At 74.1% G+C, this 22,783-nt stretch carries 21 protein-coding genes; 12 read left to right on the forward strand and 9 right to left on the reverse strand.

Features of this window, described 5'->3' with window-relative positions; all coding sequences use genetic code 11:
* Positions 1-44 precede the first annotated feature (44 nt).
* Entirely contained in the window at positions 45-1,193 is a 1,149-nt protein-coding gene (locus tag AC5JJ1_RS11350) for an N-acetylmuramoyl-L-alanine amidase family protein (protein ID WP_495785232.1), read from the reverse strand.
* Between the two features lie 864 nt (positions 1,194-2,057).
* On the opposite strand from AC5JJ1_RS11350, the gene AC5JJ1_RS11355 reads away from it, so the two are divergent.
* Positions 2,058-4,901: an Rne/Rng family ribonuclease gene (locus tag AC5JJ1_RS11355; protein ID WP_495785233.1), complete on the forward strand. Its 2,844-nt coding sequence runs from the start codon at positions 2,058-2,060 to the stop codon at positions 4,899-4,901.
* 76 nt (positions 4,902-4,977) lie between these two features.
* Here the strand turns inward: AC5JJ1_RS11355 and AC5JJ1_RS11360 are convergent, their stop codons facing one another.
* Positions 4,978-6,183, reverse strand: a complete 1,206-nt coding sequence (locus AC5JJ1_RS11360; protein WP_495785234.1) for an MFS transporter — start codon at positions 6,181-6,183, stop codon at positions 4,978-4,980.
* Positions 6,180-6,881 carry an ArsR/SmtB family transcription factor gene (locus AC5JJ1_RS11365; RefSeq protein WP_495785235.1) on the reverse strand — a complete coding sequence of 234 codons (702 nt, stop codon included), beginning with the start codon at positions 6,879-6,881 and terminating at the stop codon, positions 6,180-6,182. The genes AC5JJ1_RS11360 and AC5JJ1_RS11365 overlap by 4 nt, the downstream gene beginning before the upstream one ends.
* 97 nt (positions 6,882-6,978) lie before the next feature.
* Here AC5JJ1_RS11365 and AC5JJ1_RS11370 point away from each other — a divergent pair, with 97 nt between their 5' ends.
* Positions 6,979-7,329 (forward strand): antibiotic biosynthesis monooxygenase family protein, encoded by a 351-nt coding sequence (locus AC5JJ1_RS11370; RefSeq protein WP_495785236.1) that lies wholly within the window; start codon positions 6,979-6,981, stop codon positions 7,327-7,329.
* A 335-nt stretch (positions 7,330-7,664) separates the two neighbouring features.
* Here AC5JJ1_RS11370 and AC5JJ1_RS11375 read toward each other — a convergent pair whose 3' ends face one another.
* Together AC5JJ1_RS11375 and AC5JJ1_RS11380 are read right to left on the reverse strand one after the other, a co-directional pair.
* A complete protein-coding gene (locus AC5JJ1_RS11375; RefSeq protein WP_495785237.1) occupies positions 7,665-8,858 on the reverse strand; it encodes a pyridoxal phosphate-dependent aminotransferase in 1,194 nt (397 codons plus the stop codon).
* 4 nt (positions 8,859-8,862) lie between these two features.
* Positions 8,863-10,332, reverse strand: coding sequence for a gamma-glutamyltransferase (locus AC5JJ1_RS11380; RefSeq protein ID WP_495785238.1), 1,470 nt, complete (start codon positions 10,330-10,332; stop codon positions 8,863-8,865).
* Positions 10,333-10,495: 163 nt separating this feature from the next.
* Between AC5JJ1_RS11380 and AC5JJ1_RS11385 the strand changes: the two genes are divergently transcribed.
* From AC5JJ1_RS11385 to AC5JJ1_RS11400, 4 genes are all read left to right on the forward strand, one after another.
* Positions 10,496-11,224, forward strand: coding sequence for a DsbA family protein (locus tag AC5JJ1_RS11385; RefSeq protein WP_495785239.1), 729 nt, complete (start codon positions 10,496-10,498; stop codon positions 11,222-11,224).
* A 4-nt stretch (positions 11,225-11,228) separates the two neighbouring features.
* Positions 11,229-12,038, forward strand: a complete 810-nt coding sequence (locus tag AC5JJ1_RS11390; protein ID WP_495785240.1) for an MBL fold metallo-hydrolase — start codon at positions 11,229-11,231, stop codon at positions 12,036-12,038.
* Positions 12,039-12,109: 71 nt separating this feature from the next.
* Positions 12,110-13,267 carry an acetylornithine deacetylase gene (argE, locus tag AC5JJ1_RS11395; RefSeq protein WP_495785241.1) on the forward strand — a complete coding sequence of 386 codons (1,158 nt, stop codon included), beginning with the start codon at positions 12,110-12,112 and terminating at the stop codon, positions 13,265-13,267.
* On the forward strand, positions 13,264-14,241 hold the full coding sequence (locus tag AC5JJ1_RS11400; RefSeq protein WP_495785242.1) for a M14 family metallopeptidase: 978 nt from the start codon (positions 13,264-13,266) through the stop codon (positions 14,239-14,241). Before argE ends, AC5JJ1_RS11400 begins: the two co-directional genes overlap by 4 nt.
* A 159-nt stretch (positions 14,242-14,400) precedes the next feature.
* Here the strand turns inward: AC5JJ1_RS11400 and AC5JJ1_RS11405 are convergent, their stop codons facing one another.
* Together AC5JJ1_RS11405 and AC5JJ1_RS11410 are read right to left on the reverse strand one after the other, a co-directional pair.
* Entirely contained in the window at positions 14,401-15,174 is a 774-nt protein-coding gene (locus AC5JJ1_RS11405; protein ID WP_495785243.1) for a competence/damage-inducible protein A, read from the reverse strand.
* Positions 15,175-15,207: 33 nt separating this feature from the next.
* Positions 15,208-15,549 (reverse strand): hypothetical protein, encoded by a 342-nt coding sequence (locus tag AC5JJ1_RS11410; protein ID WP_495785244.1) that lies wholly within the window; start codon positions 15,547-15,549, stop codon positions 15,208-15,210.
* A 24-nt stretch (positions 15,550-15,573) separates the two neighbouring features.
* Between AC5JJ1_RS11410 and AC5JJ1_RS11415 the strand changes: the two genes are divergently transcribed.
* The 3 genes from AC5JJ1_RS11415 (at position 15,574) to AC5JJ1_RS11425 (ending at position 19,220) form a co-directional block, all read left to right on the forward strand.
* Complete coding sequence (locus AC5JJ1_RS11415; protein ID WP_495785245.1) at positions 15,574-16,860, forward strand: glycosyltransferase family 4 protein; 1,287 nt, start codon at positions 15,574-15,576, stop codon at positions 16,858-16,860.
* 170 nt (positions 16,861-17,030) lie between these two features.
* Positions 17,031-17,741, forward strand: coding sequence for a response regulator transcription factor (locus AC5JJ1_RS11420; RefSeq protein ID WP_495785246.1), 711 nt, complete (start codon positions 17,031-17,033; stop codon positions 17,739-17,741).
* Between the two features lie 63 nt (positions 17,742-17,804).
* Positions 17,805-19,220 (forward strand): mannose-1-phosphate guanylyltransferase/mannose-6-phosphate isomerase, encoded by a 1,416-nt coding sequence (locus tag AC5JJ1_RS11425; protein WP_495785247.1) that lies wholly within the window; start codon positions 17,805-17,807, stop codon positions 19,218-19,220.
* Here the strand turns inward: AC5JJ1_RS11425 and AC5JJ1_RS11430 are convergent.
* Positions 19,205-19,651 (reverse strand): hypothetical protein, encoded by a 447-nt coding sequence (locus tag AC5JJ1_RS11430; RefSeq protein WP_495785248.1) that lies wholly within the window; start codon positions 19,649-19,651, stop codon positions 19,205-19,207. The genes AC5JJ1_RS11425 and AC5JJ1_RS11430 overlap by 16 nt on opposite strands.
* Positions 19,648-20,484, reverse strand: a complete 837-nt coding sequence (locus AC5JJ1_RS11435; protein ID WP_495785249.1) for a DUF7168 domain-containing protein — start codon at positions 20,482-20,484, stop codon at positions 19,648-19,650. The genes AC5JJ1_RS11430 and AC5JJ1_RS11435 overlap by 4 nt, the downstream gene beginning before the upstream one ends.
* Here AC5JJ1_RS11435 and AC5JJ1_RS11440 point away from each other — a divergent pair.
* From AC5JJ1_RS11440 to AC5JJ1_RS11450, 3 genes are all read left to right on the forward strand, one after another.
* Positions 20,461-20,844, forward strand: coding sequence for a VOC family protein (locus tag AC5JJ1_RS11440; RefSeq protein ID WP_495785250.1), 384 nt, complete (start codon positions 20,461-20,463; stop codon positions 20,842-20,844). The two genes, AC5JJ1_RS11435 and AC5JJ1_RS11440, sit on opposite strands and share 24 nt — an antisense overlap.
* 92 nt (positions 20,845-20,936) lie before the next feature.
* Positions 20,937-22,151, forward strand: coding sequence for a PQQ-dependent sugar dehydrogenase (locus tag AC5JJ1_RS11445; RefSeq protein ID WP_495785251.1), 1,215 nt, complete (start codon positions 20,937-20,939; stop codon positions 22,149-22,151).
* Positions 22,148-22,744 carry a c-type cytochrome gene (locus AC5JJ1_RS11450; protein ID WP_495785252.1) on the forward strand — a complete coding sequence of 199 codons (597 nt, stop codon included), beginning with the start codon at positions 22,148-22,150 and terminating at the stop codon, positions 22,742-22,744. The genes AC5JJ1_RS11445 and AC5JJ1_RS11450 overlap by 4 nt, the downstream gene beginning before the upstream one ends.
* Positions 22,745-22,783 lie beyond the last annotated feature (39 nt).

The following is a 22,783-nucleotide window of genomic DNA, read 5'->3' on the forward strand; positions in this document are numbered from 1 at the left end:
ATAGGGGCACCTCCCGCCGGCACCACGGAGATGTGCGGGCGGCCTCAGCCGGCCGCCGCCACCGCGCCCGGCGCGCCGAGGAAGCCATGGACCGCCTCCGCCAGCGCCGAGGCGACCTTGGCCCGGTGCGCCGCCCGGTTCAGCGCCGCCTCGTCCTGCGGATTGGAGAGGAAGCCCATCTCCACCAGCGCCGCCGGGACGTCGGGCGCCTTCAGCACGACGAAGCCGGCCCGCCGGTGGGTGTTCGGCAGCAGCGCCACCCGGTCCTCGAGCGAATCCACGACGAGCCGCGCCATGCGCTCGGAGCCGGAGCGCGTCTCCTGCCGGATCAGGCTGAGCAGGATGCGCTGCACCTCGGGCGGGACGCTCGGCAGGCGAAGGCCGCCATTGCGGTCCGCCTGGTTCTCCCGCCGGGCGAGGCCGGCCGCCAGGCTGTCCGTCGCGGTCTCGGAGAGGGTGTAGACGCTCGCCCCCCGCGCCCCCGGCGCGCTGTCGGCATGGAGCGAGAGGAACAGCGCCGCCTCCCGCCGCCTGGCCATCTCCACCCGGTCGCCGAGCGGGATGAAGACGTCGCGCCCGCGGGTCAGCGCCACGCGGCAGCGGCCGGCAGCCTCCAGCTGCCGCTTGAGCTCCAGCGCCGCGGCCAGGGTGATGCGCTTCTCATGCGTGCCCTGGCTGCCGATCGTCCCCGGGTCCCGCCCGCCATGGCCGGCATCGAGCATGACCAGCGGCAGGGTGCCGCGCGGCGGCAGGGCCGCGGTGGCGAATGGCCGGCCATGGGCAAGCCGGGCGAACTCCTCCGCCGGCCCCGGCCGCAGCCGGATGACGAGCTCCCCGCGCGCGGCCGCCACCTGCGGCGGCGCCACGGGCCCGGCCAGAGCCAGGATCACCGTCTGCGTGCCGCCGCTGCCCTCGCGCCGCAGCTCGGCGACGATGCCGGCGCCGGGCAGCCGGTTCGGGCCGCGCCAGCGCTGGTTCGGCAGCTCGATCACCAGCCGCGCCGGGCGCAGCGTGGCGGAAACGCGCCAGGCGATCCCCGGCCCGATCGGCAGGCTGACCCGCGTCTCGCCCTGCGCTGCGCTGAGTCGCGCCTGCGCCGCCGCCGCCTCGGCGAGGCCGGGCAGCATCAGTCCCGCGGCGCCGGCGATCAGCCCGCGCCGCCCCAGCCGCAACCGGCCATCCCCCTCGGTCATCCGTGCCACGCCCCCCAGCGTTGCGGCCCCTATCTAGCCCCTGCCCCATGCCGGGTGAAGCCGCATCGCCAGGCATTGCCGCCTTGTAGGGCGCCGTTATGACCAAAACATGGGCGATGCGGCGCGATGGTGGTCCGGATCACCGCTGCGTCAGCCTTGTGGAAGCCGAACCCCTCCCTTATGGTGCATTGCCCCGGCGGCGCCCGCTGCCGGCGGAGGATTACGGCGCTTCCACGCTGCCAGGCCATGGACCGGATCGGTCCGCCGGGCCTGCGGCGCGGTTCGCGGCGGTCCGGCATGGGGGGCGGCCACCGTCCCCGCGCTTCGCCGGCCCGCCACCCGCCACGGTCCCCCGACAGGCCCCTGGGTCCGCCCCGGGGCATGGCGTCGGTGGGGCTGCCCGGGACGCCGCCTCTGTCGCCATGCGGGACGTGTCGCGTGCGGACCCTTGGCGCCCCTTCCCAATCCTTCGGGGCGTCCCTGGTGCAAGCGTGGCCGACGTCGCCCCAGCCCCGCCCCGCGGGTCTGGCACCGGGGGCGCGAACCCTGGGGTGCCGCCCCGGGCCCATGCCTTGCGCCGCACCGGCGCGGCGGCAACCCGGGCCCCGGCCCCCGCCGGAGGAGGATGGATGGGCGCATGACGCGCGTGCCCTGCCCCCGCGATTGGCCGCCCCAGGCGCCGGTCAGCGGGAGGATGCAGGTCACCAGGATCGAAGCCCGGTGGACCGGAGGGAGGGGCCGCCGTCGCGCAGCCCCCCGCTCCGCGACAGCGGGCCGCGTCGCGCCATCCCTCGCTTCCGGGTCACGCCACCCCGATCCGCCGTGCCGCACCCCGGTGCCGCGCGGCGCGGAGCCCACGCTTCGATGACAAAGCGCATGCTGATCGACGCATCCCACGCGGAAGAAACTCGCGTGGTGGTGCTGGACGGCAACCGGCTCGAGGAATTCGACCTCGAGGCCGCGAGCCGGCTGCCCCTCAAGGGCAACATCTACCTGGCCAAGGTGGTCCGGGTGGAGCCAAGCCTCCAGGCCGCCTTCGTGGAATACGGCGGCAACCGCCACGGCTTCCTCGCCTTCAGCGAGATCCACCCCGACTATTACCAGATCCCCGTCGCCGACCGGCAGCGGCTGATCGAGATGCAGGCCGCCGAGGCCCGCGAGGAGGAGGAGTCGGAGGAGCGCGAGGCCGCCCTCGCCGATGCCCTCGAGGACGCCGCCGGCGAGGCCGGGCCGGCCCCCGAGGCGTCGCCCGCCGAGCCGGAAGCCGAAACGCCCGCCGAGGCAGAACCGGTGCCCGCCTCCGGCAGCCCCATCGAGATCGCCGCCGAGGCGCATTTCGAGGCCAGCTCCGAGGCGGCCCCGGAGCCGGTTGCGGAGCCCGTCCCCGGCGAGGGCGACCAGCCCGACCTCCCCACCCCGCTCGCCAACGGCCCCCTCCGCAACGGCCATGACCATGCGGCCGGCGAGGCGCAGGGCGAGGACGAGAACGGCGAGGAGGAGGACGCCCCCGCCCCCGAGACCATCGGCGGCGAAGGCCCGGAGGAGGTGTCCCGTGAGCGGCGCATCCCGCCCCGCTTCCTCCGCCACTACAAGATCCAGGAGGTCATCCGCCGCCGGCAGATCATGCTGGTCCAGGTGGTGAAGGAGGAGCGCGGCACGAAGGGCGCGGCGCTCACCACCTACATCTCGCTCGCCGGCCGCTTCTCCGTGCTGATGCCGAACTCGCCCCGCGGCGGCGGCGTCTCCCGCAAGATCACCTCCGTCACCGACCGCAAGCGGCTCCGCGAGGTGATCGACGAGCTCGGCCTGCCGGGGGGCATGAGCCTGATCGTCCGCACCGCCGGCGCGCAGCGGCCGAAGCCCGAGATCCGCCGCGACTGCGAATACCTGCTGCGGCTCTGGGACAACATCCGCGACCGCACCATGGCCTCGACGGCGCCCGCGCTGATCTACGAGGAAGCGGACCTCATCAAGCGCTCCATCCGCGACGTCTATGCCCGCGACGTCGAGGAGATCCTGGTGGACGGCGAGAACGCCTTCCAGGAGGCGCGCGAGTTCATGCGCATGCTGATGCCGCAGCATGCGAGGAAGATCCAGCTCTTCCGCGACGGCGGCCTCTTCGCCCGGCACCAGGTCGAGGCGCAGCTCGATGCGATGCACTCGCCGATGGTGCAGCTCCGCTCCGGCGGCTACCTGGTCATCAACCAGACCGAGGCGCTGGTCGCCATCGACGTGAACTCCGGCCGCTCCACCCGCGAGCGGCATATCGAGGACACGGCGCTGCGCACCAACCTCGAGGCGGCGGACGAGATCGCGCGCCAGCTGCGCCTGCGCGACCTCGCCGGCCTCATCGTCATCGACTTCATCGACATGGAGTCGGCCAAGCACGACGCCATGGTGGAGCGCCGGATCAAGGAGGCGCTGAAGCATGACCGCGCCCGGATCCAGGTCGGGCGCATCAGCCATTTCGGCCTGCTGGAGATGTCGCGCCAGCGGCTCCGCCCCTCGCTGACTGAGACCACCTTCGTCACCTGCCCGCATTGCCAGGGCCGCGGCCAGGTCCGCAGCCTGGAGAGCAGCGCGCTGCAGGTGCTGCGCGGCATCGAGGAGGAGGCGGCGCGCCGCCGCTCCGCCGAGATCTGCGTCCATGTCGCCGCCCAGGTCGCCTTCTACCTGCTGAACCGCAAGCGCGAGAAGCTGCAGGCGATCGAGGCGCGCTTCGGCATGTCCGTCGTCTTCGAGCCGGACGACACGCTGATGCCGCCCGCCTTCCGGCTGGAGCGGCTGCGGGCCGCCGAGCCGGGCCGCTTGCCGGAGGCGCCGCCCGCCGCCCTTCGCATGGACTACGCGCCGGAGCCCGAGCCCGAGGCGGAGCCCGAGGCGGAGGAGGTCGCCGAAGCCGCCGCCCCCGCCGAGGCCAGCGAGGCCGAGCGCGCCGAGGGCGAGCGCCAGGAGCGCCGCCGCCGCCGCCGCCGCCGCCGCGGCAACGGCCAGCGGGGCGAGGGCGCCCAGGCGAATGGCCAGGCCGAGGGCGACGGCGAGGATGAGGGCGAGGGCGAAGCCGAGGAGGAGCAGGCCGAGGCGCCCGCCGCCCCCGAGGCCGAGCCCCAGCCCGTCGCCGCGTCCGGGGAGGTCGCCGAAGCACCGGCCGAGGCCGAAATGGATGCCGCCGAGGCCGAGGGCGAGGCCGGCCGCGACGGCCCGCGCCGCCGTCGCCGCGGCCGCCGCGGCCGCCCGGGCCAGCCGCGCGAGGGTGAGGAGGCCGCCGCGCCGGAGGCCGAGCCCGCTCCGGCGCCCCGCCCCGCGCCGCCGCGCTATGTTGGCCCCACCCCAGCCGACCCCTTCGCCGGCCATGTCGACGACATCATGGCCGCGATGGAGGCCGCCGAGGCCGCGGCCGAGGCCGCTGCGGCGGCCCGCCGCTCGGCCCGCGCCGCGCTGCCGCCTGCGCCAGAGCCCGTGGCGGAGGCACCCGTCGCCAGCGAGCCGGTGGCCGAGCCTGCGCCGCCGCCGGTGGAGCCCGAGGCGGAGGCTGCCCCGGTCGCTGAGGCCCCGCCGCCCGTGCCCGACCCCGTGCCGGAGCCGGTCGCGGCCGAGCCCGCCCCGACGCCGGAGCCGGAGGTGGTGCAGGGGCCCGTCATCCAGCCGGTCAGTGTCGATGCGCTCGATGAGGCGGCGCCGAAGCGGCGAGGGTGGTGGCGGCGGTAGTCGCCAGACATGAGAGGGGCTCTGCCCCTCTCACACTCTCCCCGCCAAAGGCCGAAAGGCCTTTGAAAACCTTGAGTTAGCGCCGCGGTGGTGCGTCGGCGCCGGTCAGGTAGCCAGCCAGGCCCAGGGCCAATGCCCCAGCGAGGGTGGCGAAGGCGACGGGCCAGGCCGCCCCCGCCGGCGCCGCGGCGACGGCCCAGCCCGTCGCGGCCGGCAGTGCGGCGCTGCCCAGCGTCTGCGCCAGGTTCACCGTCGTCGCGCCGCGCCCGACCAGATGGTCGGGGAAGAGCGACCGGCCCTGCGCCACCACCACCACAGGGTAGCAGCTCAGCAGGCAGAGCAGCACCAGCAGCCCCGCCGCCACCGGCAGCGGCGCCTCCGGCCAGAGGGCGAGGGCCAGCAGCACCAGCACCGCCCCGCCCGCCATCCCCGCTACCAGCCATTTCCGCGTGTTCAGCCGCCGCTCCAGCGGACCCACGCCGAGCAGGCCGAGCACCAGCGCAAGCCCCATCGCGCCCAGCACCGCCCCGCGCGGCCCCGGCGCCAGCCCATGCACCTCGGAGAGGTAGGGCCCGGCCCAGACGGCGAGCACCGTCGCCATCGCCGCATAGCCGACGAGATGCATGGCCAGCACCGGCAGCAGCCCCGGCGTCCTCCAGACGGTGAGCTGGCCGCGCAGCGCGCCGGCCAACGTCTCACGCGGCCGCGGCGGGGGCGGGCGGTCCGGCGGGTCGTCCCGCACCCAGCCCCACCACAGCGCCGCCAGCCCGAGCGTCAGCCCGGACGAGAGCGCATAGGCCCCGCGCCACCCAAGCTCCGCCGCTACCCAGGCGAAAGGCGCTCCCGCCAGCAATATGCCGAGCTGGCTGAAGGCGAAGACCCGGGCGAGCGCGGTCGTCAGCCCCTCCCCCGCGTGCCAGCGGGCGCAAAGCACCACGCTCGCCATGAAGGAGGCGGCGCAACCGAGGCCGAGCAGGAAGCGGCCGGCAAGGAAGGAGGCGGCATCCGGCGCCAGCCCCTGCGCCAGCGCCCCCGCCGCTGCCGGCAGGCTGAGCGCCGCCACCGTCCGCCGCGGCCCGATGCGGTCGAGTGCCAGCCCCACCGGGATCTGCAGCACGAGCAGCGCCAGGAAGAAGGCGCCGTTCGCCGCGCCCAGCAGCGCTGTCCCGGCGCCGAGGTCGCGCGCCAGCTCCGGCCCGATCACCCCGAGTGCCGCACGGTGGAACTGGCTGGCGCTGGTCATCAGCGTCAGCGCCAGCAGCAGGCGCGCGGCCGGCCTCATGCGGCGATGCCGAGCGCCTCGCCCAGCCGCCGTGCCCCTTCCGGCGTCACCCGCAGCCGGCGTCGGGCCAGCGGGTCGCCCTCCCGCTCCGCCGGGATGCGGGTGAGCCAGTGGCGGCGCAGGCAGCAGGCGGCGATCTCCCGCCCGAGCCCGCCCGAGAGATGCGCCCGCCGCTCCGACCAGTCCATGCAGTCGCAGGCGAAGCGCCGGGCGGTGCGCGCCGCCGCCAGGTCGACGCCGAGCGCGGCGAGGCCGGCCTCGCCCGCCGCAGTCGCCACCCAGCCGCCAGCGGCCGGCTCGATCCAGCCGCGCCCGGTGAGCCCCGCATGCAGCGCGACGCCGAGCCGCCCGGCCAGGTGGTCGTAGCAGAGGCGGGCGGTGCGGAAGGCCTCGCCATGCGGCCAGCGCCGGGCGGGGGAGACGGCCTCGGTCAGGCCGCCCAGCGTCTCCAGCATCGCCGCCACCTCCTCCGAGGCCAGGCGGTGGTAGCGGTGCCGCCCCTGGGGGTGGACGGCGACCAGCCCGCCCTCCACCAGGCGCGCCAGATGCGCGCTGGCCGCGGGCGCCCCGATGCCGGCGACGCGCGCCAGCTCGCCCGCGGTCAGCGCCTCGCCCGCGAGTAGTGCCGTCAGCATGGCGGCGCGCGCCGGGTCGCCGAGGAGCACGGCGGTGGCGGCGAAGGCGGCAGGGCTGGTCATGCGGCGCAGCCTAGCCCGGATCGGGGCGCCGCGCTTCGCCGCGGAACGAAGGACAGGCGGCGCGCGGCGTGGCAGGCTCGGTGCCGGGAGGACCTCCATGATCGCCGTCATCTTCGAGGTCGAGCTGGCCGAGGGCCGCTTCGACGACTACCTGGACCACGCCGCCCGGCTGAAGCCCGAATTGGAGAAGGTGCCCGGCTTCATCTCCGTCGAGCGCTTCCGCAGCCTGACCAACCCGGCCAAGCTGCTGAGCCTCTCCTTCTGGGAGGATGACGCGGCCGTCGCCTGCTGGCGCAACCATGACGCCCATCGCGGCAGCCAGGCGGCAGGCCGCGCGGGCATCTTCGCCGGCTACCGGCTGCGTGTCACGGCCGTGCTGCGCGACTACGGCATGGCCGAGCGGCGGGAGCAGGCGCCGGCCGACTCCCTCGCCCTACACGGCTGGTAGGGCGCCGGGGCATGTCCGGCTCGCGCGGGTTCGCCGGGCAAGCTCCGGCCCGTTGCCTGGTCGGGCCGAGCACCTCGGTCGGATGATCCCGTCCGACCGGGGCTTGCTCGAGCCGCCGCGGCTGGCCATGGCCTGACCCTCCGCCGTCTCGCGCGTCGGGCCGGCGGTGCGGACTAGCCCGGTGCTCCGCCGCGCCTGCGCCACGGCGCCGCAGCGGTCGGTGAATTCCAGGGCGAGGCGGCAGGCCGTGCCATGCGCCTGCCGGCGCCGGTCCGCCTGACGCGAGGCGGCTCACCGGGCCAAGGCCTATCAACCAGCGGGATGGTTCACGGCCGTCAGCGACGTTTATGAAGGCCCAGGAAGCGGGCGATCCTCGTCGGGGCCGCCGCCATCGCCGCCTCCGGCCCGCAATAGGACAGGCGGAGGAAGCGCCCGCCGCGCTCCGCGTCGAAATCGATGCCGGGCGTCGCCGCGATCCCGGCCTCGGCCAGCAGGCGGCGGCAGAAATCGGGGCTGTCATGGGTGAGGTGGCCAATATCGGCCCAGAGATAGAAGGCGCCGTCCGCGGGCGAGAGCCGGTCGAGCCCGGCGGCCGGCAGGCCGGCGAGCAGCGCGTCGCGGTTGCGGCGGTAGCGGGCGAGGTTGGCCTCGAGCTCGGGCCGGCAGGCGAAGGCGGCCTCGGCGGCGACCTGGGCCACATGCGGCGCGTTGATGAAGAGGTTCTGCGCCAGGCACTCGACCGGGCGGACCAGGTCCTCCGGCAGCACCAGCCAGCCGATGCGCCAGCCGGTCATGGAAAAGTATTTCGAGAAGCTGTTGACGACGACGGCGCTCGCGGAATGGGCGGCCGCCGTCCGCTCCTCCACCGTGCCGTAGGTGAGGCCATGGTAGATCTCGTCCGAGACCAGTCGCACCCCCTCCGCCTCGCACCAGCGGGCGATGGCGATGAACTCCTCGGCCGGCAGCATGGTCCCGGCCGGGTTGCAGGGGCTGGCGAGGATCAGCCCGGCTGGGCGGGGGTCGAGCGCCTCCAGCATGGCGAGCGTCGGCTGCCAGCGCGTGGAGGCGTCGCAGGGCAGGATCTGCGGCCGCATGCCGAGGGCGGTCAGGATGTTGACGTAGGGCGGGTAGTAGGGCGCCGCCATGGCCACCGCATCGCCCGGGTCGAAGGCGGCGAGGAAGGCGAGCGGGAAGGCGCCCGAGGCGCCCACCGTCACCGCGATGCGCTCCGCCGGCACCGCGGTGCCGTAACGCTCCGCGTAATGGGCCGAGATGCGCTCGCGCAGCGAGCGGAGGCCGAAGGCCTCGGTATAGCCCATGGGCGCCCCGGCCTCGAGCGCCGCCACCACCGCCTCGGCCGCGCCGCGCGGGGCGCCGGTGCCGGGCTGGCCGACCTCCATCCGGAGGATGCCGAGCCCGTCCGGGAAGGCGCCCGCGGGCAGCGCCGCCGCCCGCGCATTGGCGGCGGCGATGACGTCCATCACCAGGAAGGGCGGCGCCGCGGCCCCGCGGCCGATCTTGAGCGCCATGCCGCTACCGGTCGATGGCGCCGAGGGCGACGCCGGCACCGCGAGGGTCGGTGACGATGGCGCAGCGGTCCGGATAGCCCGGCAGGTAGTTCGGGCAAACGGCGAGCTCGGTCCGCGCCGGCTCGGGCGAGCCGCCCTCGACGGCGTCCCTCGGCGAGGCCGAGCGCAGCAATTGCAGCGCCGCGGGCCCGGCGACGCCGGCCGGCGCCGCCTCCTGCCCGGAGGCCGCGACGGCGAGGCGGAAGCTCTTGATGTTCGGGTTGTAGGCCAGCGCCGCCGAGAGCAGCGGCGGCCGCACCTGGCCGATATTCGGCGCCGGCGCCAGCAGGAAGCCGAAGCCCGGCACCACCCGCCCGGTGCCGAAGAGGTTGTTCACGGTGAAGGCGCAGCTCACCGCGCCGCCGTTGCGGTCGAAGACGACGAGGCCGGTGGAGGCGCCGACCGGCCCGGGCTCCGCCGCCGGCAGGCTGGTGGCGGCGAGAATCGCCCGCGGGTCGCCCCCGCCGCCATTCCCTCCCTGGCGCCAGGCGGCGGCGGCGGCCAGGCCGCGGCGCGCGGCATCGGTGAGGTTCGCCCCGCCCTGGAGGGCGGCGAAGGTGGCGGCAGCCGCCAGCCCGCCATCGGCCGGAGGGGGCAGGAAGGCCAGGCGGTCGCCGTTGCGGACCGGCAGCTCGATCGGCGGGACGAGGTTCGGCAGGCCGGCGCGCAGTTCCTCGAGGGTCAGGCTGCCGCCGGCGGTGCGCGAGGCCTCCTCCAGCCGGCGGGCGAGCGTGCCCTGGTGCAGGTCGCCGACGCCCGCGACGCGGAGCTGGCCGAGCGTGCCGGCGAGCTCCGGCTGCATCATCGTCTCGCCCGCGCCCTTCGGCCGCCCGTCCGGCCGGGCGAAGATCGCCCGCGCCCCGGGGTCGGCGAAGAGCGGGCCGGAGACGGCGGCGAGGTCGGCGGCGAGGCCGCGGCTGACTTCCGTGCCGAAGCGGGCGAGCTGCTCGGCCGGGGCCATCAGCTCCTCGAAGGGCCGGCCGGGGTTGCGGGTGTAGAGGCCGAACAGGCCGCGGGCGAGCAGCGGCACGGCGGCCGGGCGGTCGGCGCCGGCGGGCACCCCGGCGCGGCTGCCGGGGAGGAAGAGCACGGCCTCGGTCGAACCCTTGGCCGGGTCGAAGGAGAGGCAGGCGCCGCCGCCGCCGAGCCCGGCGCGGGAGGGCAGGGTGACGGCGAGGGCGAAGCCGGCCGCCACCGCCGCATCCGTCGCCGTGCCGCCGGAGGCCAGCACGTTGCGGGCGATCAGCGCCGCCGCCGGGTCCTCCGTCGCCACGCCGCCGAGGAAGCCGCGGACGAAGCCCGGCGCGCCGGCCGGCGGGCCGCCGCCGAGGACCGGGGAGAGGAGGTTGTTCACGGTGCCGCAGCCGGGGAGGGCGAGGGCGGCGGCCAGCAGGAGGAGGCTGGCCCGCCTGAGGCCGCTGGCGCTGGTGGTCATGCTGCTGCCTGGTCCCCCTGCCGAAGGCGGCGCGGGGCCAGACATTGCCCCCGCGCCGCGTCGATCCAGGCGCGGCCATAAACGCCTTCGTCATCACCGGCAACCGCTGTTGATTCCGGAAGGCCGGGCTAGACTGGCCGCCGATCCTCGGGAGAGTGCCGGTTTGAAACGCATCCTCGTCGCCCTGCTGGCCCTCGGCCTGGTGGGCACCGCCGTCGCCCAGGGCTTCACGCCCGAGCAGCGGCAGGAGATCGTCGCCATCCTGCGCGAGGCGCTGGTGCGGGACCCTGGCATCTTGCGCGAGGCCATGGCCGCGGCGGAGCAGGCCGAGCAGCGCGACCGCGAGGGGGCGACGCGCCTCGCCATCGCCATGCAGGGCGACGCGCTGTTCCGCGACCCGGCGGACCCGGTGAAGGGTAACCCGCAGGGCACCGTCACCATCGTCGAGTTCTTCGATGCCCGCTGCGGCTACTGCAAGCAGATGCAGCCGGCGATGGAGCAGCTGCTGCGCCGCCAGCGCGACGTGCGGCTGGTGCTGAAGGACCTGCCGATCCTCGGCCCCGCCAGCGTGCTGGCGAGCCGCGCGCTGATCGCCGCCCAGCGCCAGGGCCGGTATGCCGAGCTGCACGAGGCGCTGATGAAGCTGCGCGAGGACCCGACCGAGGCCGTGCTGCGGCGCGAGGCGGAGCGCGCCGGGCTCGACTGGACGCGGCTCAGGCGGGACATGGACGATGCCGGCATCCAGACGCGGCTGAACGGCAATATCCGCCTCGCCCAGGCGCTCCGGATCGAGGGCACGCCGGCGCTGGTCATCGGCGAGGCGCTGGTGCCGGGCGCCGTCGACCTCGCCACGCTGGAGCGGATGGTGGCGGAGGCGCGGCGGGGGGGCTGAGGCGGTGGCCCATTTCATCTGCCAGGCCTGCGCCGTCCAGTTCGCCGAGAGCGCGGCGCCGCCCCCGCATTGCCCGATCTGCGAGGACGAGCGGCAATTCGTCCCGGCTCGCGGCCAGTCCTGGACCACGCTCGAGGCGCTGCGCGGCGGCCACAGCAATGCCTGGCGGCAGCTGGCGCCGGACCTCCTCGCAGTGCAGACGGTGCCCGCCTTCGGCATCGGCCAGCGCGCGCTGCTGGTGCGGACGCCGGGGGGCAACCTGCTCTGGGACTGCATCGCCCTGCTGGACGATGCGACGGAGGCGATCATCCGCGGGCTCGGCGGGCTGGCGGGGATCGCCATCAGCCACCCGCACTACTACTCGACCATGGTGGAATGGGCCCGCGCCTTCGGCGTGCCGGTCTGGCTGCATGCCGATGACCGCCAGCATGTGGCGCGGCCCGACCCCTGCCTCCGCTTCTGGGAGGGGGATGCGCAGCCGGTGCTGCCGGAGGTGGTGCTGCACCGGCTCGGCGGGCATTTCGCTGGCGGGGCGGTCGCCCATTGGTCGGCGGGGCGGGGGGCGCTCCTTTCGGGCGACATCCTGCAGGTGCTGCCGGACCGGCAGCATCTCGGCTTCATGCGGAGCTATCCCTGCCTGATCCCGCTGCCGCCGGCCAAGGTGCGGCGGATGGCGGGCTATTGCGGCCGGCTCGGCTTCGACGCGATCTACGGCGCCTTCCAGGACCGGGAGATCGTGACCGGGGCCAAGGCGGCGCTGGCCCGCTCGGCGGAGCGCTACTGCGCCTGGGCCGCGGGCATGGTGGAGCCCTGAGTCGCCGCGGCCGCCCCCCGGATTGCCGGCGCCGCTCCCGCGTATAGGATGCGCCCCGGGAGACATCTGGAATGGCGCAGCTCGGCGAGGCCTTGGGGCTGCTCGACCGGCTGGTGGGGTTCGACACCACCAGCCGCAACAGCAACCTCGATCTGATCCGCGACGTGGAGGCGTGGCTGGCGGCGCATGGCATCGCCAGCCGCGTCACGCTCGACGCGGAGGGCCGCAAGGCCAATCTCCAGGCCATGGTCGGGCCGCGCGTGGCGGGCGGCGTGGCGCTCTCGGCGCATGTCGACTGCGTGCCGGTCGATGGCCAGGACTGGAAGGCCGATCCCTTCCGGCTGCGGCGCGAGGCGGGGCGGCTGATCGGCCGCGGCACCAGCGACATGAAGGGCTTCGCCGCCTGCGCCATCGCCATGATGCCGGCCTTCGCCGCCATGGACCTCGCGCGGCCGGTGCATCTCTGGCTGACGCATGACGAGGAAACCAATGCCGCCGGCGCCTGGCGCCTGGCGACCGAGCTGGAGCCCGACCCGCTGCCTGGCTGCTGCATCGTCGGCGAGCCGACGGGCATGGCGCCGGTGATCGGCCACAAGGGCTATGCGAGCTGGGATGTCACCGTGACGGGCCTCTCCGGCCATTCCTCGCGTGCCACCGAGACGGCGAATGCGCTGCATGCGGCGGCCGAGGGCGTCGCCTTCCTCGCGCGCCGGGCGCGGCTCTTCGCCAGCTCCGGGCGGCGGGCGGAGGGGTTCGAGCCGCCCTTCACCACGGTGCATGCCGGCACCTTCCGCGCCGGCAGCATCCTCAACATCGTGCCCGACCGGGCCGAGCTCACCTTCGAGGTGCGGACGGTGCCGGGCGACGATGCCGAGGCGGTGCTCGCCGAGTTCACCGCCTTCATGGAGGGCGAGGCGATGCCGCCGCTGCGCGCGGTGCATCCGGCGGCGGAGCTGCGCATCGCGCCGCGCTCCGTGCTGCCGCCGCTCGACCTCGCCGAGGATGCGCCGCTCACCCTGCTGGTGCAGCGGCTGACCGGGCGCAATGCCGCCGGCCGCGTCAGCTACGGGACCGAGGCGGGGGTTTACCAACGCGCCGGCATCCCCACCATCGTCTGCGGACCCGGGCACATTGCCCAGGCGCACCAGCCGGAGGAATGGGTGGCGGAGAGCGAGATCAAATCCTGCCTCGGCTTCCTCGGCCGCCTCGCGGGGATGCAGGCGGGGTGAGCGTGGCGCGCAACCAGCCTGCGGCCCAGGGCGGCACCGGCATCCTGCGCCTCGAGGTGCGGATCGAGGCGCCCGACCTGCGCCCCTTCCTCGGCGGCAATGCCCTGCCCGGCGTCTGGAGCTTCGCCGCCGAGGCGCCGGGGCCGCATGTCGCCGTGGTCGCGCTGACGCATGGCAACGAGATCGCCGGCGCCGTGGTGCTGGAGCGCTGGCTGCGCGCCGGGCTGCGGCCGGTGCGCGGGCGGCTCTCCCTCGTCTTCGCCAATGTCGAGGCCTTCGCCCGCTTCGACCCGGCCGACCCGACGGCGAGCCGCTTCATCGACGAGGACATGAACCGGCTCTGGGACGAGGAGACGCTGGAGAGCGGCCGCCGCTCCGCCGAGCTGCGCCGGGCGCGGGTGCTGCGGCCCTTCTTCAATGGCGTCGACATCCTGCTCGACCTGCATTCCATGCTCTGGCCCTCGGACCCGCTGATGCTGGTCGGGCGGTCGGTGCGGGCGGCGGAGCTGGCGCTCGGCCTCGGGGTGCCACCGCTCGTCGTCTCGGATGAGGGGCATGCGAGCGGGCGGCGGCTGATCGACTATGCGCCGCTCAGCCAGCGCCCCGCGATCCTGGTCGAGGCGGGCGCGCATTGGGAGGCGGCGACGGTTGCCACCATGGAGGCGACGGCGGCGGCGCTGCTCCGGGCGAGCGGCGTGGTGGCGCCGGGGGACCCGGTGCTGGCCCCGGTGCCGGCGGAGCGGCCGAGGCCGCGCCTCGCCCAGGTGACGCGCACCATCTGCGCCCGCACCCCGGGCTTCGCCTTCGTCCAGGCCTTCCGCGGCGGCGAGGTGGTAAAGCGGCGCAACACGCTGATCGCCCTCGACGGCGAGATGGAGATCCGCGTGCCGCATGACGACTGCCTGCTGGTGATGCCGAGCCTCCGCACCATGCCGGGGCAGACGGCGGTGCGGCTGGCGCGCTTCGTCGGGTGACGCGGAGCGCGTTCCGTCCGGCCCGGCGCACGGACCCCGCTTCCTCTGGTTGCTTGGCCGGGCCATGCCTCCGGTCGGGTGATGCCAGCCGATCGGGCTTTGCTCCGGCTCGCCGGATTTACGCCCCTGGCCGTTCCGGCCTTCGGCGGCCGGGCTCCGTCAGCCCTCGGGCAGCGGCTCGCCCTCGCGCGCCTCGCCATGCTGCGCGAGCAGGGCGAGCATGGCGCGCGCCGCCGCCTCCACCGCCTCCGCCTCGGTGCCCTTGGCCACCAGCGCGACGCCGCCGCCCTTGCCGCGGTAGTAGGGGTAGCTGCCGAGGTCGAGCGCCGGGTGCTGCCGCTGGATCGCTGTCAGCCCCGCCGCGATCTGGCCCTCATAGACATAGTCGGCATGGACGGTGCGGGAGAGGATCGGCCGGCCGCGCTCGAGGCTCGGCGCCAGCGCCTCGAACATGGAGCGCATGATGCGCGGCACGCCCGCCATCACATGGACGTTGCCCATGCTGAAGCCGGGCGCCGTCGTCTCCGTGCAGCGGATTGGCACCGCGCCGCGCGGCAGCGTCGCCATGCGCAGCCGGGCCTCGTTGAATTCGACCGGCGGGTCGCGCCGCGCGTAGTCGGCGGCCATGATGGCGCGCGTCTCCTCATGCACCTCCCAGGGCACGCCGAAGGCGCGGGCGATGCACTCGCTGGTGATGTCGTCATGCGTCGGGCCGATGCCGCCCGTGGTGAAGACGTGGGTGAACTTCGCCCGGCACTCATTGACCGTGACGATGATCGTCTCCGGCACGTCGGGGATGACGCGGGCCTCGCGCATCGGGATGCCGAGCTCGCCGAGGCGCGTCGCGAGGTGCTGCAGGTTGGCGTCGCGGGTCCGGCCCGAGAGGACCTCGTTGCCGATGACGAGCAGGCAGGCGGTGGGGTTGTCGGTCATGGAGGCTCCCGAGCCTGGACAGGTCCCTGGAGCTTAGCCCTCGGCGAGACGGAGCGTCACCGCCTGGCGCACCGCCGGGTGGCGGAGGCCGATGCGACCAGGGGCGATGGCCTCCTGCCAGCCGCTCGCCCTTGCATGGCGGATGAGGCGGGAGGGCAGGACGATGACGCCGGGCTGGGCGCGGCGGCTCGAGACCTGCACCTGGTCGGCGTCGAACTCGACCCGCCAGCCCTCGCGCTGAGCCAGGCGGAGGAGGGTGGAAAGGACGGACCAGTCGGTCTTCGGTCGGGCGGCTTCCATGCGACCCGTTAATGCCTGGAAGGGTACCGGCGTTGCCTCGCCCGCGAATTCGTGCAGCACACCGGCGCGAGTCATTTGCCCTGGCTTCACCGATCGGGCATGAGCGGGCCCCACGCCCCCGTGACTGCCGACAGGACCGACCGAGCGATGCGCGTGCTCTTCGTCCACCAGAATTTTCCCGCCCAGTACCGCCATGTCGCCCGCGCCTTGGCGCGGCGGCCGGGGATGCAGGTGATCGGGCTCGGCGAGAATCCGGGGGAGCCGCTGCCGGGGGTGCAGCACCTGCGCTACAAGGCGCCGCCCCCGGGGGCGAAGGAGACGCACCGCTATGTCCGCCGCTTCGAGAGCGCGGTCTATCGCGGGCAGCAGGCGGCGCGGGCGGCGCTCAGCCTGAAGGAGCGGGGCTTCACGCCGGATGTCGTCTGCTGCCATCCGGGCTGGGGAGAGGGCCTCTTCCTCCGCGACGTCTGGCCAGAGACGAAGCTGCTTTACTACTGGGAGTTCTACTACCACTCGACCGGCGCCGATGTCGGCTTCGACCCGCCCGGGCAGATCTCGATGGACGATGCCTGCCGGGTGCGCATCCTGAACGCCAACCACCTGGTCTCGCTGCAGGTGGCGGATTGGGGGCAGACGCCGACGCAATGGCAGGCCAGCCGCTTCCCCGACTGGGCCCGCGCGCGGATCTCGGTGGTGCATGAGGGGGTCGACACCCATGCCATCCGCCGGCGGAAGGGTGTGCGGATCACGCTGCCCGATGGCTGCACCCTGGCTGAGGGCGACGAGGTGGTGACCTTCGTCGCGCGGGGGCTCGAGCCCTATCGCGGCTTCCACGTCTTCATGCGCGCCCTGCCGGAGATCCTGGCGCGGCGGCCGGCGGCGCGGATCGTCTTGGTCGGGGGGGAGGAGCCGCATTACGGCAGCAAGCCGCGCGAGGGCGAGAGCTGGAAGACGGTGCTGCTGGCCGAGCTCGGCGGGCGGCTGGACCTGTCGCGCGTCCACTTCACCGGCAAGGTGCCGCACGAGACGCTGCTCGGCCTGCTGAGCCTCTCCATGGCGCATGTCTACCTGACCTATCCCTTCGTCCTCTCCTGGTCGATGCTCGAGAGCATGTCGCTCGGCTGCCTGGTCATCGGCTCCGCCACCGCCCCGGTGCAGGAGGTGATCGAGCATGGGAGGAACGGCCTGCTGGTGGACTTCTTCGCGCCCGACCGGCTGGCCGAGACGGTGGTGCGCGCGCTCGAGGACCCGGCCGCCCATGCCCCGCTCCGCGAGGCGGCGCGGCGGACGGTGGTCGAGCATTACGACCTGGACAGCGTCTGCCTGCCGCAGCACCTGGCGCTGATCGACGCCGTTGCCGCGGGGCGCCGCCCGGCGTTGGGCTAGGGCTTCACAACATCGTGTTTAACCTCTGGTTTGGTAACATTGTGTTCAGGGGAGAGGGGTTAAGATTTCGGGCGTGACAAGTCGTGTTGCGCTGCACACAATGGCGCTCATCAATCTGTGATTGACGGCCGAGGTCGCTGGCGGCTGCGGGAATGCCCTAGGGGATTGGCATGGAACAGCTCGGGCTCGGGATCATCGAGACGGACGTCGGCTTCGGGCGGAAACTGGCCAATTTCTTCGACCAGCACGGCTTCCCAGCCGAATTGCACCCGGACCCGAAGCTCCTGCTGGCCCGCCTGCCGAACCGGCCGCCGAGCGTCATCCTGCTCGGCGAAGGGGAGAAGCCGGCCAGCGCGCTGCACACCCTCCGCCGGATCCGCGAGCTGTCCGTCATCCCCTGCATCATGCTCGCCAGCCGCGGCGACGACCTCAGCGAGATCGTGGTGCTCGAGGCCGGCGCCGACGACATGGTGGACCGCGACCTGCCGCCGCACGCCCTGCTGGCCCGCATCCGCGCCGTGCTGCGGCGGGGCGCCTGGGGCACCGTCCAGGCGGAGCCGGCGATCGGCGTGGATGGCTGGCGGCTGATCCCCCAGCGCCGGCAGCTACTGCGGCCGGACGGGTCGGAATGCGCCCTCACCACGGCTGAGTATGACCTGATGTGCCTGCTGGTGGAGCATCGCGGCAAGCCGATCAGCCGCGACACCGTCGCCCGCGCCGTCTTCCGCCGCCCCTTCCGGGCCGAGGACAGGACCGTCGACAACCTCGTGCTCCGGCTGCGGCGGAAGCTCGGCCTGGCGCAGTACGACTGCATCAAGACCGTGCGCGGCGCCGGCTACCTGTTCGCCGGCTTCGCCGATTGCGGCCTCAGGGTCGCCTGATCTTCGCCCTGTTTCCGGCCAGGTTTCCGGTGTAGGTCGCCGCAAACACGACGGAGAACTCCTGTGGCGATCGTGCCGGTCATCTTGTCAGGCGGAACGGGGACGCGGCTCTGGCCGCTCTCGCGCGAAGGCTACCCCAAGCAGTTCTGGGCCCTGCTCGGCCACGAGACCATGCTGCAGCAGACGGCCGGCCGCGCCATGGGCGCCGCATTCGCGCCGCCCGTCGTCGTCTGCAACGAGGCGCATCGCTTCCTCGTCGCCGAGCAGCTGCGCGAGGCGAAGGTCGCCGGGCCGCGCATCCTGCTCGAGCCGGCCGGCCGCAACAGCGCCCCGGCCATCGCCGCCGCCGCCCTGCTGGTCGCCGAGCAGTCGCCGGAGGACGTGATCTGGGTGAAGGCGGCCGATGCCGCCATCGCCGACGTGCCGGCGCTGCATGCCGCGCTGGAGAAGGCGGTGGTCGCGGCGCGCGCTGGCCGCATCGTCACCTTCGGCATGCGGCCGACCGCGCCTGAGACGGGCTACGGCTATATCGAGCCGGGCGCCGAGCTGGCCGAGGCGCCGGGCGTCATGCGGCTCGAGCGCTTCATCGAGAAGCCGGATGCGGCCAAGGCAGCCGACCTGGTCGCCGATGGCCGGCACCTCTGGAACAGCGGCATGTTCGTCGCCACCGCCGCGACGCTGCTCGCCGAGCTGAAGCGCTTCGCCCCAGAGGTGGTCCGCAGCGTCGGCGCCGCCATGGCCGAGGCCAAGCGGGACCTCGACTTCGTCCGCCTCGGCGCGGCGGCCTTCGGCGCGGCGCCGGCCATCTCCATCGACTACGCGGTGATGGAGAAGACCACGCTCGCCGCGGTGGTGCCGGCGGATATCGGCTGGTCGGACCTCGGCTCCTGGGCGGCGCTCTGGGAGGCGGGCGAGAAGGACGGGCAGGGCAACGTCGTCAGCGGCCCGGTCTCGCTGGTCGATGCCGAGGGCTGCCTGGTGCGGTCGGAGGGCATCCTCACCGGCGTGGTCGGGCTGAAGGATGTCGTCATCGTCACCACCGACGATGCGGTGCTCGCCATGCCGCGCGAGCGGGCGCAGGACGTGAAGCGGCTGGTCGACCAGCTCCGCCGCGCCGGCCAGAAGGAGGCGACGGCGCATCGCCGCGTCTACCGCCCCTGGGGCAGCTATGAGGGGCTGATCCAGGGCGACCGCTTCCAGGTCAAGCGCATCCAGGTCCGGCCGGGGCAGAAGCTGTCCCTGCAGAAGCACTTCCACCGCGCCGAGCACTGGGTGGTGGTGCATGGCACGGCCATCGTCCACCGCGACGGCGAGAACGTGCTGCTGCGCGAGAACGAGAGCATCTACCTGCCGCTCGGCTGCGTGCACCGGATGGAGAATCCGGGGATGATCCCGCTGACGCTGATCGAGGTGCAGGTCGGCTCCTATCTCGGCGAGGACGACATCGTCCGCTTCGAGGACACCTACGGGCGCACCTGATCGAGGAAGGCTGGCCGCGCCGCGGGGTCGAAGGCGATCCCCTCGGCGCGGAGCGAGGCCGCCAGCGCCTCCTCCGGCATCCGCGCATGGCGGACCAGGAGGCGGAGGTAGAGGCCGACGAAGGCCGGGCCGTGGCCGGCGCTCTCGCCCTCCGCCGTGCTGGTCATGGCATGCGCCAGCTCGTGCAGCAGGACCCAGCTCGGCAGCTCGGGCGGCGCCTCGATGGCGAGGCGCGTGGCCCGCGCCACGGTGCGCCGGGCCTGGCGGGGCAGGGGCCGTACCCGCGGCGGGAAGCGCAGGCCCTCCGCCGCCCAGACATGGTCGACCAGCGGTTGCAGCCGCGCGAAGGGAACGAGGGAGGTGTCGCGCGGCGCCACCACCCGGTCCTCCCAGGCATAGAGGCGGCGGGCCGCCGCGTCGTCGCGGCTCATGTCAGGCGGCGGGTGCCCGGCCCGGCGCCGACCGGGCGGTTCAGCCCGACGCGCCCGCCGGCCTCCGCGCCATGGCCCCAGGCGCCGCGGTCCCGCACCGTCGCCGTGCTGGTCACGCTGCGCAGGCGGATGCCGAGGCCGCGGAAGCCCTCCTCCACCTTTCGCTCCTTCACCAGCACCAGGGCGGTGCCGGTGGAGGTCGTGGCCTGCCGCGCCGCGGCGGCGGCCTTGCGCTCATCGGCCATGGCGTCGAGGCGCTTGGCCACCCGGTCGGCGAAGCCGTAGCGGAAGCTGCGGAGGATGGCCTGGCCGGGCAGCGGGTTGCCGCGATAGGCCGGGCTCCGGCGGTAGCGCGCCTCCTCGAAGGCGAGCGCGCCCTCGATGACGCGGAGCAGGTACTCCGCCATCTGCACATCCGGCTCGAGGCCGTAGAGGACCAGGTCCTCCCGCCCGTCGGTCCAGCCGCGGCATTCGCAGAGGCGGAGCACGGAGGGGAACAGCCAGCGCAGGGCGATGCGGCCCGGCCCCTGGACGGGGAGGCGCGCCTGCACGCAGGCCTCCTCCCGCAGCTCCACCTCGCCCATCGAGAGGCCGTAGACCTCGAGCAGCTCGCCGACCTTGGCCGCCGCCGCCATCGCCTCCGCCTCGGAACAGCCGCGCTCGACGGTCTTGGCGGCGAGGGCCCGGATGCGGGCCTTCACCTTGGCGAGTTCGCTCTGCTGGTCCATCCCGGCCAGATGAGGCGGCGGCCGGGCGATGGTCAAGGCCGGCCTCGCAGGGCTAGGCTCGGCGCCGCGAAGGAGGACGCCATGCTCCGCTACCGCTTCGACCATGTGCATCTCCGCAGCCCCGATCCGGAGGCGACCGCGGCCTGGTTCGAGGCGATGCTGGGGGCCGAGGTCATCCGCTCCGTCCAGCAGGGCAAACCGCGCATCGACATGAAGGTGGGCGGGCAGGATGTCTTCCTCATCGAGGCCGATGCCGCGGCGGCCGCGCCGCCCTCCGCGCCTCATCAGGGCATCGACCATTTCGGGCTGAGCGTCGAGGGCCTGGACGAGGCGGTGGCGGAGCTGAAGGCGAAGGGCGTGCGGTTCACCATGGAGCCGAACTCGCCCCGGCCCGGCATCCGCATCTGCTTCCTGCGCGGGCCGGAGAACATCTCGATCGAGCTGCTGGAGCGCAGCCCTGCCTGACCGCCATGGGGCGATGCGCTGGCGTTGTCTCGCAGCCCCGACATGGCTAGCCTGCAGGCCAATGGCGCGGCACGCGCCGTCCTGGAGGAAAGATGACGTCCCACGCTTCCTGGCGCCTGGCGATGGCCGGCGCGTTGTCCCTGTCCCTCGCGGCTCCGGCGCTGGCCCAGCAGGCCGCCGCCCCACCCGGCTGGGCGCAGGGGCGCCCGGCGGAGCAGGCGAACAGCTCCCTGGCCCCGCACGCCCCCCGGCTGACGGCGACCCCCGCCGACCGCATCCCGCTCGACGCCATCCGGCTGCCGGAGGGCTTCAAGGCCGAGCTCTGGGCCGCCGGCATGCCGGGCGCGCGGATGATGGCGCGCGGCGAGGACGGCACGGTCTATGTCGGCACCCGCACCATCGGCCGTGTCTATGCGGTGAAGGATGACGGCGGCGCGCGCAGCACGCGCATCCTCGCCCAGCGGCTGGACAACCCCAACGGCGTGGCGGTGCGCGACGGGGCGCTCTACGTCATCGCGGTCAACCGCGTGCTGCGCTACGACAACATCGCGCAGAACCCGAATGCCGAGCCGGTGGAGCTGACGGAGGCCTTCGCCCTGCCGACCGAGGCGCATCACGGCTGGAAATTCGCCGCCTTCGGGCCGGACGGCAAGCTCTACATGAATGTCGGCGTGCCCTGCAACGTCTGCACCTTCGACGAGAACCGGCATGCGCTGATCGTGCGCTACAACCCGGACGGGTCCGGGCGCGAGGTGATGGGGCACGGCATCCGCAACTCGGTCGGCTTCGACTGGCGGCCGGGGACCAACCTGCTCTACGCCAGCAACAACGGCCGGGACTGGGCCGGCAACGACTCGCCCGAGGACACGCTGCACCGGCTGGCGCGCCCGGGCGAGCACCACGGTTTCCCCTATTGCTCCGGCGCCGCGTGGCAGGACCCCGGGCATACCGGGCGGCAATGCTCCGAGTTCCCGGCGCCGGTGGCCCTGCTCGGGCCGCATACGGCGCCGCTCGGCATGCGCTTCTACACCGGCGCGATGTTCCCCGAGGCCTATCGCGGGCGGGCCTTCATCGCGCGCCACGGCTCCTGGAACCGCGATGCGAAGAGCGGCTTCGACGTCGTGACCGTGGCGTTGAACGAGGACGGCACGCAGGGGCGGGTGGAGCCCTTCCTCACCGGCTTGCTGGATGCCGCCGGGAACAGCTTCAAGGGCCGGCCCACCGATGTGCTGGTGATGCCGGACGGCTCGCTGCTGGTCTCCGACGAGCAGAACGGCGCGATCTACCGCATCACCTACCAGCGGTGACCGGCTTGCGGGCCCTGGTGCTCGGGCTGGCGCTGATGGCGCCGGCCCTGCCCGCCGCGGCGCAGGATGCCGCGGCGGAACGCGGCGCGGCGCTGGTGGCGGCGCGCCAGTGCGGCGCCTGCCATGGCGAGCGCGGCGTCTCGGCGACGCCCGCGATCCCGTCGCTGGCCGGGCAGCAGGCGGAGTTCATCGCCCTGCAACTCGTGCTGTTCCGCGAGGGGCTGCGCGACGTGCCGGCCATGCAGGCGCCCGCCGAGGGGCTGACGGATCAACAGGTGGAGGAGCTCGGCGCCTATTTCGCCGCCCTGCCCCATGCGGCGGCGCCGGACCGGGCGCCGCGCCAGGCCGCGGCCTATGACAGCGGGGCGGCGCTGGCGGAGCAGCTGCGCTGCGGCGTGTGCCACCTGCCGGGACTCGTCGGGCAGAACCAGGTGCCGCATATCGCGGGCCAGCGCGAAGACTACCTGGCCGACACGCTGAAGGCCTACCGCGACAGCAAGCGGCATGGGTCGGATACGCAGATGAACGGCGTGGTGCAGGGGCTGAGCGACGCGCAGATCGAGCAGATCGCGCATTACGTGTCGCAGCGCTAGGTTTCCGTCTGCGAAGACCTTGGGTTGGCCCACGGGCTT

It is taken from the genome of Belnapia sp. (assembly GCF_059504005.1).